The following is a 13475-nucleotide window of genomic DNA, read 5'->3' on the forward strand; positions in this document are numbered from 1 at the left end:
GCATGCACAATTTTGACCGGGCAATTGAAAACCTCCTGGAATCCCGCTAAATCTTCGCCCTGCCAAGCGGCATGCCCCGCAGCCGCACTTGCGGACTTATAATTCGCGTGATCGCATGGCGATAAACATGCGGCATCCCCTTGGCGGAAACGAATATGCGAATTTTGCTGGTAGAAGACAACAGGCCACTGTCCGAATGGCTAGCGCTTACTTTGCACCGAAACAAATATGCAGTCGACTGCGTGTATAACGGCGCCGACGCCGATCACCTGCTGCTGACCCAGCAATATGAACTGGTCATCCTTGACTTGTCCCTGCCCAAGCTGCAAGGCAGCGAGGTGCTCAGGCGGCTGCGTGCGCGCCACAACAATGTGCCGGTGCTGATCCTGACCGCCAACAATTCGGTCGAAGGCCGCATCGGCAGCCTCGACAGCGGCGCCGACGACTACATGGCCAAGCCGTTCGATGTGCACGAACTGGAGGCGCGCATCCGCGCCCTGCTGCGGCGCGCCAGCCAGCAAAAGAACCCGGTCCTGCAATGCGGTTCGCTCAGCTACGACAGCAACAGCTTGATCTTTTCGATAGACGGCGTCGCGCTCACCCTGACGCGGCGCGAGCACGCCGTGCTGGAGACCCTCATCATGAAAATGGGCAAGACCGTCAGCAAGCAAGCGCTGGCGGAAAGCCTGTACGCCATGGATGAAGAAGTGTCGCAAGACGCCATCGAAGTCTATATCCACCGCATCCGCAAGAAACTGGAGCACGGCGACGCCGCCATCATCACCTTGCGCGGACTCGGCTACCTGCTGCAGCACCAGCATGTGGTTTAACAGCCTGCGCACCCAGCTGCTGCTGTGGCTGCTGGTGCCGCTGGTGCTGTTCGTCGGCTTTAATGCCTGGGTCACTTACAACAACGCCATCGAGATGGCGACTGTGGTGCACGACCGCATGCTGCTGGGTTCGGCGCGCATCATCGCCGAACAGATACGCTATGAAGACGAGACCTTGCAGGTGACGATTCCGCCGGCGGCGCTGGAACTGTTCCAGTCCGATTCGCATGACCTGATCTACTACCGCGTGGTGACGGCGCATGGCGCACTGCTGGCCGGACAACCCGATTTGCCGGAGCCGCCGAAAGCCAGCCATAACGAGGAGGCCGTCTATTTCAATGCGACGTTCCGCGATGAACCGGTGCGCATCGTCGCTTTTTTCCAGCAAGTGGTCGGCAACCCGGAACGCGCGCCGGTCATCATCGAAGTCGCGCAAACCCAGCATTCCTACAACGCGCTGTCGGACCGCATGTGGGAACACACGGTGCAGGAGCAGCTGGTCATCCTGCTGCTGGTGGGCCTGCTGCTGCTGCTGGGCTTGCGCCATGGACTGGCGCCGATGATGCGCTTGCGCGACCGCGTGCAGCGTCGCAAGCCGGGCGCCCTGGAAGAGCTCGACACCGCGCCGGTGCCTTCCGAACTGGTGCCGCTGGTGCACGCCATCAATGACTATGTACAGAGGCTGGACGAGCATATGTCGGCGCAGGGACGCTTCCTGGCCAATGCATCGCATCAGCTGCGCACGCCGCTGACAGTGCTCAACACCCAGGTCGACTATGGCTTGCGCAGCAGCGACAGCGCCAGCAAGGATGCCGCGCTGCGCGCGATCAACAAGGGCATACAGCACGGCATCCGGCTGGTGAACCAGCTGCTGACCCTGTCCAACGCCGAAACCGGCACCGGCCATCCCTTGCGCCAAAGCGACGTCAACCTGATCGAGGTGGTGCAAAGAGTGATCGAAGAACTGGCCACCCTGGCGCAGAGCAAAGGCATCGATCTCGGTTTCGAATTCCGCGACAATCCGGTCATGGTGCGGGCCACCCCATCCATGCTGGAAGAGCTGGTGGCCAATCTGCTCGACAATGCGTTGCGCTACACGCCGGCCGGCGGCATCGTGACGCTTGCCGTCGACGGCAGCGAGCACGGGACGCTGCTGCGGGTGGAAGACAACGGTCCCGGCATTCCCGAAGCTGAACGGGAACGTGTTTTCGAACGCTTCTATCGCCTGCAGGAAGACCGTTCCGACGGCAGCGGCCTGGGCCTGGCGATCGTCCGCGAAATTGCAGCGGCCAGCAAGGCTGAAGTTGCATTATCGACACCACCCTGCGGCAACGGCTTGCTGGTGACGATCAGCTTTCCGCCCCTGGCCAGCCCTATCCCGGCGGCCGCAGGTGGATCGCAAACAACACAGTGAGGCTTTTTCGGAAGAAAACTTACAGCCAGCTTTCAAATCCGGGATATATTTGACCTCAGCTGTGGCGCGGTTTCCACAGTCGATGCATCCTGATTTGCGCTCTGAAAGCAGTTAGTAAGCTTGCGAATTTTATAGTCTGGCGACCGATCCACGCGATCGGCAAATTTAACTATAAATATCTGGAGACACAAATGAAAAAATCGCTGCTGGCGCTGGCCGCTCTTGCGACCCTGGGATCCGTGAATGCTGCCCATGCCCAATCCAATGTCACCATCTATGGCTTGATCGACGCCACCATCAGCACCGTCAACCACGCTGACAAGCAAGGCGACCGCCTGACCGGGATTCCGGTCGCATGGTTCAGCGGCAACCGCCTCGGCTTCCGCGGCGCCGAAGATCTGGGCGGCGGCATGAAAGCCATTTTCAAGCTGGAAGCGGAGTTCGTGGTCGGCACCGGTGAGATGGATACGCCGGGCGTGCTGTTCAACCGCGACGCCTGGGTCGGCCTGCAAGACCAGACCTTCGGCCAGATCACACTGGGCCGCCAAAACACATTGGCGCGCGATTTTTCCCAAGTCTACGGCGATGCCTACGGCTCCAAGCTCGGCCTGGAAGAAGGCGGCTACACCAACAACAACAACTTCAAGCAATTGATTTTCTACTCGGGCAGCGCCACCGGCACCCGTTATGATAATGGCCTGGTCTGGAAGAAAGTATTCAGCAACGGCGTGGTGGCCGGCCTGGGCTATCAGTTCGGTAACGTCGCTGGCCAGTTCGCGCACAACACGACCAAATCTGCAGCCATCGGCTACAACGGCCCCAACTTCATCGTTTCCGCCTTTATCAATCAAGCCGACGTTGGCAACGGCATTGATTCCAGCTTGGAAAAACACAAATCCTATTCGCTCGGCGGCAGCTACATTTTCGATCTGGTGCGCTTGAACGCCGGCTATTTCCATTACACCGCCGACCAGGGCGCACTGGGCCAGCGCAAGGACAATGCGTATACCGTATCGGCCAAGTTCACGCCGCAAGGTTCGTTTGACTATGAAATCGGTTACCAGGTGATGAAGGCTGACAACGCTGCCTACAACGCAGCCGGCACCAGCACCCTGAACGCCTACGCCGACGCCAGCGGTTCGACCGCCACCGGCAGCGGCAACAAGAAAACCCTGTACGGTTCGACCTTCTATCATCTGTCGAAGCGTACCGAACTGTATGTGGCTGCCGACTATATGAAACTTAGCGACGGCTATCGCGTCGGTTCGGCCAACGGCTTCAAGAACCAGACTGAATTCGCGATGGGCATGCGCACCCGTTTCTAACCCTGTTTGAACCCGGTGCAATTAGCCGGGACTGCCGTAAAACTTGAAGCTGGCAAGGACTCCACGGTCTTGCCAGTTTTTTTATTGCCGGCAACTGTTGCCGGCTTCAGGCACGATTTCCCGTACAGAACTATCCATTCCGCCTCCTCAGCCAGCGCTAAGTATTTGCAACTATCCTGTCGCCAGCAAGTCTCAAACGACCAAATTGACGCAGCGGCATCTCGCTGGATCCTGAAACTTAAAGGCCCCATGGAAGAATTCAATCAATCGCTGTTTCTATTGTTCAACGCCAGCGCACACCCCAATCCGATTACCTTGAGCATTGCGATGTTTGCCGCAGAACTGCTCATTTACCTGATTCCGGTTTCGCTGCTGGCCGGCTGGCTGCGCGGCTCCGAAGCCACCCGCAAGCTGATGCTGGAAGCAGTCGTGGCCGGCATCGTCGGCCTCTCTATCAGCATGCTGTGCGGCATGCTTTGGCAGCATCCGCGGCCTTTCGCGATCGGCCTCGGCACCAACTTCCTGGCGCACAGCCCGGACTCGTCGTTTCCCAGCGATCACCTGACGCTGCAGTGGAGCGTCGCTTTCAGCTTCCTGCTGCACAAGCGATTGCGCACTCTCGGCCTGGCGTACAGCCTGCTCGGCTTGCCGATGGCGTGGGCGCGCATGTATCTGGGCGTCCACTATCCATTCGACATGGCGGGCGCCGCCGCGGTCGCCGCGGTCAGCGCCATCATCTGCCATCGCTGCGCGCCTTGGTTCATGGCGCCGCTGTTCCGCTGCGCTTCCGCCATCTACGGCTTCCTGTTTGCGCCGCTGATCCGGCGCGGCTGGATGATGAAGTAACGCTTCCCCAAACCCGGTTCAGATCACACCCTGCTCGCGCAGCGCGGCGATCTGCTCCGGACTTCTGCCGATACCCGCCAATACCTCGGCGGTATGCTGGCCCAGCTCGGGACCGACCCAGTTAGTCTGGCCCGGCGTCGCCGACAGCTTGGGCACGATGCCCGGCAGGTCGATCGGCTGGCCATCCGGCAGCGTATGCTGCTGGATCATGCCGCGCGCACGGAAATGCGGATCCTGGTGAATGTCGGCCGCGGTATAGACTTTGCTGCTCGGCACTTCCGCCTGCTCCAGCACCTGCAGCACGTGCTCCAGCGCATGTCGTGAAGTCCATTCGGCGATGGCGGCGTCGAGCATATCGTTGTTCTGCGCGCGGCCGTCATTGCGCGCCAGGCGCGGATCTTCGGCCAGGTCGCCGCGGCCGATGGCATGCATCAGGCGCTTGAAGATGCTGTCGCCGTTGCCGGCGATGATCACATAATGTTCGCCCCGCTCATCGCTCAGGCAAGGATAGGTGCTGGACGGCGAAATTCCGGGGAAGCTGGCGCCGGTGCGTTCGCGTACGAAGCCGAATTCAGCGTATTCGGGAATCAGGCTTTCCATCACGCCGAACACCGCTTCATACAGGGCGATATCGATGAACTGCCCTTTGCCGCCATTGGCCTTCAGGTGATGCATGGCCAGCAGCGCGCCGATCACGCCATACAAGGACGCCAGCGTGTCGCCGATGCTGACGCCGACCCGCACCGGCGGCCGGTCCGGATAGCCGGCCAGGTTGCGCAAGCCGCCCATCGACTCGGCAATCGCGGCAAATCCCGGACGCGCATGATAGGGACCGTCCTGGCCGTAGCCGGAAACGCGCACCATGATCAGGTTCGGGTTGATCTTCGACAGTTGCTCCCAGCCGAGGCCCCAGCCCTCCAGCGTACCGGGGCGGAAATTCTCGATCACGATATCGGCATCCTTGACCAGATCGCGCACGATCTGCTGACCCTGCTCCGACTTCAGGTTCAACGTCACCGATTTCTTGTTGCGGCTTTGCGAATACCACCACAGCGAGGTGCCGTTGTGCAGCTTGCGCCACTTGCGCAGCGGATCGCCGTCGCCGGGCGACTCGATCTTGATGACCTCCGCGCCGAACTGGCCCAGCAGGCTGGCGGCATAGGGGCCGGCAATCAAGGTGCCGAGTTCGATCACCTTGACGCCCTGGAGGGAGGATTGCTGTTCTGCGGATGGCTGGTTCATGTCTGTAATCTGCTGGCTGCGGATCGCCGATTATAGGATATGTCCGCGCATGCACGGACAAGAACGGCGCCAGCCCCGGCTTCGGCAGAAAAACATATGCCGCAACGCAACAATCGCGCGCATCGCCAGGCCCCTTGCGGCTGGCCGCCGCCTACGGGTTAGAATAGCATGTAGCGCCACGCAACATGTGCAACCAGAAGTAACTCCTTTTTGCTGCTGCAGGCGCCCGGTCTACTATTTAATCACTAAGAAATGCGTGGGATATATCATGAAGAAAATTGTTCTGATGGTACTGGCTGCAGCGGCCCTGATGGCGACCAGTTCGGCCAGCTTTGCATACGGCTATTACGGACATGGCGGCTTCTACGGCCCGCGCTTCGGCGTCACCATAGGCGGACCGCTGTACTGGGGCCCGCCGCCGGTGTACTACGCGCCGCCGCCGGTCTATTACGCACCGCCCCCGGTGTATGTCCAGCCTGAACCGCAAACCTATATAGAAAAAGCCCCTAACTACGCTTATTACTGCCCGAGTCCGGCGGGCTATTATCCGCAGATCCCGCGCTGCCCCAAAGGCTGGATGAAAGTATTGCCGGATGAAGCTCAACCTCGATAAGGCGGTGTGACGATGAACAGTACAATCAAGATATTCGCGGTCTCGATGGCCGTCCTGCTGTCCGGCTGCGTGACCGCGCCGACCGGTCCCAATGTGATGGCGCTGCCTGGCGCCGGCAAGAGCTACGAACAGTTCCGCAATGACGAAGCAGCCTGCCAGCGCGCAGCGCAAGACCGCATCGGTCCATATGCACCGCAGGCGGCGGCAGATAATGCCGTCGGCACGGCGGCAGCCGGCACCGTCATCGGCGCAGCAGCTGGCGCCCTGATCGGTGCGGCAACCGGCCGCGCCGGCGCCGGTGCGGCGATCGGCGGCGGTGTCGGTTTGCTGGCTGGCAGCTCGGTCGCCGGCGACTCGGCTGCGCGCAGCAGCTACGGCATGCAGCGTGAGTACAACAATGTGTACACCCAATGCATGTACGCCAAGGGCAACCAGGTGCCAGTCTCCGGCGGCTATGCCAACAGCCGCCGCCAGTATGCGCCGCCGCAATACGCACCGGCGCCGCAGTACTCGGTGCCGCCCGACTACTACCCGCCGCAACGCGGCAACTACGGCCCTCCGCCAGACTACGCGCCCTACTGATCCTGGCTGATCGCGACCACCACAAAGACATGCTGCGGCATGTCTTTGTGCATTCCGGGGCACGCATTTCTGCAGCTGCCCGCCTCGAATTCCTCCTCCAGCGGCTCAGAAGCAACGCGACTTTTGCCTTCGGCCCGGCCCTGCCTCAAGTTACAATATTGACAATGACACGCCGCCATTCAGTCCATGGCAATATGCCATCCCGTGGCGCCGACCTGTTTCAATCCCAAGGAGATAGAGGATGAGTTTCATCGTAGTTATTCTGGCTTTGCTGTTCCTGATGTTTGTCGCTTACCGCGGCTACAGCGTTATCCTGTTTGCGCCGGTCGCCGCTCTCGGCGCAGTGCTGCTGACCGACCCCGGCATGGTGGCGCCGATGTTCACCAGCGTCTTCATGGAAAAGATGGTGGGCTTCGTCAAGCTCTACTTCCCGGTGTTCCTGCTCGGCGCGGTATTCGGCAAGGTGATCGAACTTTCCGGATTTTCCAAGTCCATCGTCTCCAGCGTGATCCAGGTGGTCGGACGGCAGCGTGCCATGCTATCCATCGTGCTGGTATGCGGACTGCTGACCTACGGCGGCGTATCGCTGTTTGTAGTGGTGTTTGCGGTCTATCCGTTTGCCGCGGAAATGTTCCGCCAGGGCGGCATCCCGAAGCGCCTGATTCCTGGCACCATCGCCCTCGGCGCGTTTACCTTCACCATGGATTCCCTGCCAGGCACGCCGCAGATCCAGAACATCATTCCCACCACCTTTTTCAATACCACGACCTGGGCCGCGCCTTGGCTGGGCGTGATCGGCGCCGTCTTCATCCTGGTCACCGGCCTGCTGTACCTGGAGTGGTGCCGCCGCAAGGCCGCCGCCAATGGCGAAGGCTATGGCACCGAACTGCTGAACGAGCCGGAGCCGGTAGCCGACGGCAAGCTGCCGCATCCCTTGATCGCCCTGCTGCCGCTGGTGCTGGTCGGCGTCATGAACAAATTATTCACTAGCTGGATCCCCACGGTCTACGGCGCCAGCCATGAAATGACGCTGGCCGGCGCCAGCAAGCCGATCATCACCCAGGTGTCGGGCGTGGTGGCGATCTGGGCAGTGGAGGCCGCCCTGCTGATAGGGATTTTTTCAGTGCTGCTGTTCGCTTTTAAAACCGTCAAGGAAAAATTCGCAGAAGGCAGCAAGGCCGCCGTCAGCGGCGCCTTGCTGGCATCGATGAACACCGCCTCCGAATACGGCTTCGGCGCCGTCATCGCCGGCCTGCCAGGCTTTGTGGTAATCGCCAACGCTTTGAAAAGCATCCCCAATCCGCTGGTCAACGAAGCCGTCACCGTCACCACCCTGGCCGGCGTCACCGGCTCCGCCTCCGGCGGCCTCAGCATCGCCCTCGCCGCCATGTCGCACACCTTCATAGAAAACGCCCAGGCCGCCGGCATCCCCATGGAAGTCCTGCACCGCGTCGCCGCCATGGCCAGCGGCGGCATGGACACCTTGCCGCACAATGGCGCAGTGATTACCTTGCTGGCAGTAACAGGATTGTCGCACCGGCAGTCGTACAAGGATATTTTCGTAGTGACCCTGATCAAGACGGCGGCGGTGTTTGTGGTGATTGGGACTTACTATCTGACGGGGATAGTCTAAAAAGGCGCACTGCCGTAGATGTTGTTTTGACTTAACGCGCAAGCAAAAGAAAGTGCATGTCTGCCACCGCACGCACTCCGTAGCTCGTCAACTGGGGTCAGAGTAATTTTCGCAAAAAGCCGCGAAAAAAAACTGACCCCATTTGACTGCTTAGCGGGTGATTTACAGCGCTGGCTTGGCGGAAATGCTAGTTCAGAGCGGGCAAACGCAAGGTTGCTTCCAGGCCGCCGGCAGGGTGGTTCCGCAACTGCAAAGTGGCCCGGTGATTCTCCGCGATATTGCGCGCAATCGTCAACCCAAGGCCCGTGCCGCCAGTATCCCGCGACCGCGAAGTCTCCAGGCGGAAGAATGGATCAAACACCGTCTCCAGCAATTCCGCAGGAATCCCCGCCCCGCCATCCCGGATCCGGATCACGATATCAGAACCCTCCCGCCCCAGCTGCAAACGGGCATAACGCCCGTACTTGGTCGCGTTATCCACCAGGTTAGTCAGGCAACGCCGCAAAGCGTTAGGCTGCGCCACGATCGAAGCCCGGGTGCGCCCCTCCAGCGTGACATCCTGCCGCGCATCCACCGCATCGGCACAGACGCTGTCAAGCAAGGAATCGATATCCAGCTTCTGCATCGCCTCCGCCGAATCCATGCTGCGCGCCAGATCCAGTCCCTCGCGCACCATGCTCTGCATGACCGCCAGGTCCTCCAGCAATTTCTGGCGCAACTCGCCGTCGCCCACTTTTTCCAGGCGCAGGCGCAAGCGCGTCAAAGGCGTCTGCAAATCATGCGTGATCGCCGCCAGCATGTGAGTACGATGCTGGATCTGCCGCTTGATGCGCGCCTGCATGGCATTGAAAGCGGTCGCAGCCTGCCGCACTTCGGTCGGTCCGCTTTCATCCAGCGGCGGCCGGTCGATATCGCTGCCCAGTTCGCCGGCGGCATTCGCCAGCAGCTGGATCGGCCGCGCCGTCATCTTGGCGACGACAAACGCCAGCACCGCGATCAGCACCATGAACAAGGCAAAATACAGCGAAGGAAAGGGCATACCGGGTGGACGGCCGCCAGGCGCGCCAGGCTCGCGCATCACGCGCAGCTTGACCTTCAGGACGGCGCCGTCCTTGAGGGCGACATACACCGCCTGGCATTCATCGAAATGGCGTGGATCCTGGCCCCTGCGCTCACGCAGCTTGCAATCCTTCTGCTTGACGACCGTCACGCGGCGTTCGCTGCCCAGTTTGGATTTTATCGCGCTCGTCAGCGAGGGATTGTCGTTGACCGTCGGTTCGGTTTCGTTGACCAGGCTCGATTCGAGGCCGAATTTTTCACTGGTCTGCAGCACGATGCTGCGCGTATCGGGACCGACATTATCGATTGAAATGACGATCTGTTCGATGCGGTCGGCAATCCGCGACTCGTACCATTCCTTGAAATTCTTGCGCCGCTCGCTATCGGCCAGCCAGCCGGTGCTGCCGACCGCAACCAGGATCCCCGCCAGCAGAATCAGGAATACCCGGTTCGCCACCGAGCCAAAGAAATTTCTCACTGACAGTATTCCTTTTTCTACCACGCGGCCGTCGCGATTGGATCACGCAGCCGCATCACGACTCTACTGTCACTGCGGTGGCCAGGACATAGCCTTCGTTGCGCACAGTCTTGATGATCACCGGCGTGCGGGCATCGTCGCCCAGCTTCTGGCGCAGGCGGCTGATCTGGATGTCGACCGATCGGTCGAAAGGATCGGATTCGCGGCCCTGGGTCAGTTCCAGCAGCTGGTCGCGGTTCAGCACCCGGTTCGGATGATCGAGGAACACCTTGAGAATGCGATATTCCGCGCCCGACAGAGCCACCACCAGGCCGTCGTGGTTGACCAGGTGACGCGCGATCAGGTCCAGCGTCCAGTGGCCGAACTGGATCTGCTGGGCTTCCGGCGACGCCATATTCGGCGGCAAGGCTTGTGTACGGCGCAACACGCTGCGGATGCGGGCAAACAGCTCGCGCGGCTCGAACGGCTTCGACAGATAGTCGTCGGCGCCCATTTCCAGGCCCAGGATGCGGTCCAGCGGCTCGCCGCGCGCGGTCAGCATGATCACCGGGATATTCGAATCGGCGCGCAGGTTGCGGCACAGCGTCAAGCCGTCTTCGCCCGGCAAGGTGAGATCCAGCACCACCAGGTCGACCCGTGTTTCCGCCAGCACTTTGCGCATGTCGCTGCCGTTGGTTGCCATCAGGGTGCGGAAGCCGTTGGCATCCAGGTATTCGGCCAGCAAAGTCCGGATTTCGTGGTCGTCGTCGACCACCAATATATGAGCAGCGGTTTCCATGTGCTTGATTATCCTAGTAGCTGCAGTAAGACCGGAAGTACGGCCAATCCAAAATTCAGGCTATCCATGCCGGTCATCGTCGTTGATAACGATGCATTCAAGACAAACTATAGCCGATACGCAACGGCAGCAAGTATTTGCCGTTTTCAGGATTATGGCAAGCCGGCGCAAGAAAGACGATAGTAATTTGTATATTGGCATATCCGCCTCGCCCCTCGACACTTTAGGATACAAAGCAAACTTGAGGCCATACACGCGGATACAAAGCTTGGGCTCTATGAAAAACCGGCGATACACCAGCGCGTTCCAATGCGAACTGTGCGGATTGCACTCACATTCATAGAAGGACTCCACCATGTTCAAGCTTCGCAAACAATTACTGATCGGCGTGACCGCATTGAGCATCGCCGCCATGGGCCTGACCGCCCACGCCCAGACCGACGGCGCCAGGAAGGGCCCGCCGACACCGGAACAGCAAGCCAAATTTGCCGACCACATGGCAAAAATGCAGGCCAAATGGCATGACGACCTGAAGATCACCGCGGCGCAGGAACCCGCCTGGCAAACTTTCATCGGCAAGATCAAACCGGTCAGGCCAGCCGAGCCGCCAAAGCGCCCAAGCAAGGAAGAGTGGGACAAACTGACAGCCCCTGAACGCCTGGAGCACCGGATGGAATTCCTGAAACGCGCTGAAACCCGCCTGGCCGAGCATACCGCCGCGGTCAAGGAATTCTATGCCGTCCTGACGCCAGCGCAGCAAAAGGTCTTTGACGAGCACTTCAAGCAGTTGGAAAAACGCCGTTTTGGCCATCACGGCGGGCACCGCGGCGGCCCTGACGGCGCTCCGGAAGGCCGCCCATAACGCGTGAGCCGGATCCCGCCTGCCGGGCAAATGGCGAAGCCGTAGACGTTGCGCGCATCACAAGTGCGCAACCCTGCGGCTTCATCATTTGCCGCCCTGCTTTTGGCGCGCGGCAGCGCCAATTGCCGTTGGCATCGCATGCCGATACACTGCCGGAAGCCGTTCATTAAATTGAAACAATTTCTAATAAATACACACGGCGGTAAAATTTACTCGCTAAACTCATGTAATTACACTTCAACAATCTGCTGATTCCTGATTCCTGATTCCTGATTCCTGATTCCTGATTCCTGATTCCTGATTCCTGATTCCTGATTCCTGATTCCAGCGGATCCATGCATTGCATCCGACCACACTCTGACTGACCTCCTGCCTGCGATGACTACTACACCGACTCCAAAAATCGACCAACCCAGCCAGCGCCGGCCTGCCCGGCTTCCCAACCAGCGCCAGGGCGGATTTCAGCGCGGCTGGCTGTGGCTGGTTGCCGTCGCGGTGCTGGCCCTGGCAGCCTACCTGATCTGGGGCCGCACTCATCCGGCCGCAGATGCCGCAGGAAAGCCGGACCAGGCAGGGCAAGCCGCAAACGGCCGCGCCAAAGGCGGCGGCAAGGGCGGCAAGCGCGGCGCCTTCGCCGGCGCCGGCGGACCATTGCCGGTCGGCGTTGCGGCCGCCAAGAGCGGCGATATCAATATCTATATTTCTGGCCTGGGCAGCGTCACTCCCGAAGCCACGGCCGTGGTCAAGAGCCGGGTCGACGGCCAATTGATGAAATTGCATTTCCAGGAGGGCCAGGTGGTGAAAGCCGGCGCCTTGCTGGCCGAACTGGATCCGCGCCCTTACCAGGTGGCCGTGATGCAGGCCGAAGGCCAACTGGCCAAGGACACCGCCCTGCTGAAGGCAGCCCAAATCGACCTGCAGCGCTACCGCACCTTGCTGGCCCAGGACTCTATCGCCAGCCAGCAGGTCGACACCCAGGCGGCGCTGGTCAAGCAGTATGAAGGCACGGTCAAGTCGGACCAGGGTTCGCTCGAAAGCGCCCGCTTGCAGCTGACCTATTCGCGCGTCACCGCGCCGATCGGCGGCCGCCTCGGCCTGCGCCAGGTCGATCTTGGCAACGTAGTGCACTCCAGCGACGCCAACGGCATCGTCATCATCACCCAGCTGCAGCCGATCACGACCGTGTTCAGCATCCCGGAAGATAATATTCCCAGCGTCATGAAGCAGATCCAGGCCGGCAAGAAACTGCCGACCGACGTCTGGGACCGCGACCAGAAGAACAAGCTCGACAGCGGCCACCTGCTGACCATCGACAACCAGGTCGACAGCACGACCGGCACCGTCAAGCTGAAGGCGGAAACGCCGAACGCCGATTACGCCCTGTTTCCCAGCCAGTTCGTCAACGCCCGCATGCTGCTTGATACCCGCAAGGACGCCATCGTGATTCCGAACGCCGCCATCCAGCGCGGTTCCAAAGGCACTTTCGTGTATGTCGTCAAGCCCGACCATAGCGTCACCATCCGCCAGGTAACGGCCGGTCCGACCGAAGGCGAATCGACCGCCATCGAACAAGGCATCGCCATTGGCGAAACCGTGGTCATCGACGGCATCGACAAACTCAAGGAAGGCGCCAAAGTGGAACCTGTGGTGCGCGGCGCTCCTGCCGCGGCGACAGCCTCTGCCGACGCCTCCGGCGCCGGCGCCCACAAGGGCGGCCACCGCCATCGCCAGGACGCCGCTGCCGCTGGCGATGCGCCTGCCGCACCCGCCGCCGCCAACAAGAGCAACAGCCAATAACCGGCTGTAAAGAACG

General features: G+C 60.6%; 12 protein-coding genes. 9 read left to right on the forward strand and 3 right to left on the reverse strand.

Going from position 1 to position 13475, the window contains the following annotated elements:
* Positions 1 to 155: 155 nt before the first annotated feature.
* From AC07V8_RS07080 to AC07V8_RS07095, 4 genes are all read left to right on the forward strand, one after another.
* Positions 156 to 830 carry a response regulator gene (locus AC07V8_RS07080; protein ID WP_211445033.1) on the forward strand — a complete coding sequence of 225 codons (675 nt, stop codon included), beginning with the start codon at positions 156 to 158 and terminating at the stop codon, positions 828 to 830.
* Positions 820 to 2244, forward strand: coding sequence for a sensor histidine kinase (locus AC07V8_RS07085; RefSeq protein WP_494679057.1), 1425 nt, complete (start codon positions 820 to 822; stop codon positions 2242 to 2244). The genes AC07V8_RS07080 and AC07V8_RS07085 overlap by 11 nt, the downstream gene beginning before the upstream one ends.
* Before the next feature lie 191 nt (positions 2245 to 2435).
* Complete coding sequence (locus tag AC07V8_RS07090; RefSeq protein ID WP_494679056.1) at positions 2436 to 3569, forward strand: porin; 1134 nt, start codon at positions 2436 to 2438, stop codon at positions 3567 to 3569.
* 249 nt (positions 3570 to 3818) lie between these two features.
* On the forward strand, positions 3819 to 4415 hold the full coding sequence (locus tag AC07V8_RS07095) for a phosphatase PAP2 family protein (protein ID WP_494679055.1): 597 nt from the start codon (positions 3819 to 3821) through the stop codon (positions 4413 to 4415).
* Between the two features lie 18 nt (positions 4416 to 4433).
* On the opposite strand, the gene AC07V8_RS07100 is transcribed toward AC07V8_RS07095, so the two are convergent.
* Positions 4434 to 5657: a CaiB/BaiF CoA transferase family protein gene (locus tag AC07V8_RS07100; protein ID WP_494679054.1), complete on the reverse strand. Its 1224-nt coding sequence runs from the start codon at positions 5655 to 5657 to the stop codon at positions 4434 to 4436.
* Between the two features lie 268 nt (positions 5658 to 5925).
* Between AC07V8_RS07100 and AC07V8_RS07105 the strand changes: the two genes are divergently transcribed.
* The 3 genes from AC07V8_RS07105 (at position 5926) to AC07V8_RS07115 (ending at position 8485) form a co-directional block, all read left to right on the forward strand.
* The gene (locus AC07V8_RS07105) at positions 5926 to 6270 is read left to right on the forward strand and encodes a hypothetical protein (RefSeq protein ID WP_494679053.1); all 345 of its coding nucleotides are present in this window, start codon (positions 5926 to 5928) and stop codon (positions 6268 to 6270) included.
* 12 nt (positions 6271 to 6282) lie between these two features.
* The gene (locus AC07V8_RS07110; protein WP_494679052.1) at positions 6283 to 6852 is read left to right on the forward strand and encodes a glycine zipper family protein; all 570 of its coding nucleotides are present in this window, start codon (positions 6283 to 6285) and stop codon (positions 6850 to 6852) included.
* A gap of 241 nt (positions 6853 to 7093) precedes the next feature.
* Entirely contained in the window at positions 7094 to 8485 is a 1392-nt protein-coding gene (locus tag AC07V8_RS07115; RefSeq protein ID WP_494679051.1) for a GntP family permease, read from the forward strand.
* A 187-nt stretch (positions 8486 to 8672) separates the two neighbouring features.
* Here AC07V8_RS07115 and AC07V8_RS07120 read toward each other — a convergent pair whose 3' ends face one another.
* Entirely contained in the window at positions 8673 to 10022 is a 1350-nt protein-coding gene (locus AC07V8_RS07120) for an ATP-binding protein (RefSeq protein WP_494679050.1), read from the reverse strand.
* A gap of 55 nt (positions 10023 to 10077) precedes the next feature.
* The gene (locus AC07V8_RS07125; RefSeq protein WP_199110733.1) at positions 10078 to 10800 is read right to left on the reverse strand and encodes a response regulator; all 723 of its coding nucleotides are present in this window, start codon (positions 10798 to 10800) and stop codon (positions 10078 to 10080) included.
* A 355-nt stretch (positions 10801 to 11155) separates the two neighbouring features.
* Here AC07V8_RS07125 and AC07V8_RS07130 point away from each other — a divergent pair, with 355 nt between their 5' ends.
* On the forward strand, positions 11156 to 11662 hold the full coding sequence (locus AC07V8_RS07130; RefSeq protein ID WP_494679049.1) for a Spy/CpxP family protein refolding chaperone: 507 nt from the start codon (positions 11156 to 11158) through the stop codon (positions 11660 to 11662).
* A gap of 378 nt (positions 11663 to 12040) precedes the next feature.
* Entirely contained in the window at positions 12041 to 13459 is a 1419-nt protein-coding gene (locus AC07V8_RS07135; RefSeq protein WP_494679048.1) for an MdtA/MuxA family multidrug efflux RND transporter periplasmic adaptor subunit, read from the forward strand.
* Positions 13460 to 13475 lie beyond the last annotated feature (16 nt).

The organism is Collimonas sp. GW821-FHT02H07 (genome assembly GCF_059421505.1).

What these genes read in the sequence shown, in the direction of transcription:
- AC07V8_RS07125 (WP_199110733.1), bottom strand. Translation starts at nt 10,800, where the DNA reads ATGGAAACCGCTGCTCATATATTGGTGGTCGACGACGACCACGAAATC.
- AC07V8_RS07095 (WP_494679055.1), top strand. Translation starts at nt 3,819, where the DNA reads ATGGAAGAATTCAATCAATCGCTGTTTCTATTGTTCAACGCCAGCGCA.
- AC07V8_RS07110 (WP_494679052.1), top strand. Translation starts at nt 6,283, where the DNA reads ATGAACAGTACAATCAAGATATTCGCGGTCTCGATGGCCGTCCTGCTG.
- AC07V8_RS07135 (WP_494679048.1), top strand. Translation starts at nt 12,041, where the DNA reads ATGACTACTACACCGACTCCAAAAATCGACCAACCCAGCCAGCGCCGG.
- AC07V8_RS07115 (WP_494679051.1), top strand. Translation starts at nt 7,094, where the DNA reads ATGAGTTTCATCGTAGTTATTCTGGCTTTGCTGTTCCTGATGTTTGTC.
- AC07V8_RS07130 (WP_494679049.1), top strand. Translation starts at nt 11,156, where the DNA reads ATGTTCAAGCTTCGCAAACAATTACTGATCGGCGTGACCGCATTGAGC.
- AC07V8_RS07080 (WP_211445033.1), top strand. Translation starts at nt 156, where the DNA reads ATGCGAATTTTGCTGGTAGAAGACAACAGGCCACTGTCCGAATGGCTA.
- AC07V8_RS07085 (WP_494679057.1), top strand. Translation starts at nt 820, where the DNA reads ATGTGGTTTAACAGCCTGCGCACCCAGCTGCTGCTGTGGCTGCTGGTG.
- AC07V8_RS07100 (WP_494679054.1), bottom strand. Translation starts at nt 5,657, where the DNA reads ATGAACCAGCCATCCGCAGAACAGCAATCCTCCCTCCAGGGCGTCAAG.
- AC07V8_RS07105 (WP_494679053.1), top strand. Translation starts at nt 5,926, where the DNA reads ATGAAGAAAATTGTTCTGATGGTACTGGCTGCAGCGGCCCTGATGGCG.
- AC07V8_RS07090 (WP_494679056.1), top strand. Translation starts at nt 2,436, where the DNA reads ATGAAAAAATCGCTGCTGGCGCTGGCCGCTCTTGCGACCCTGGGATCC.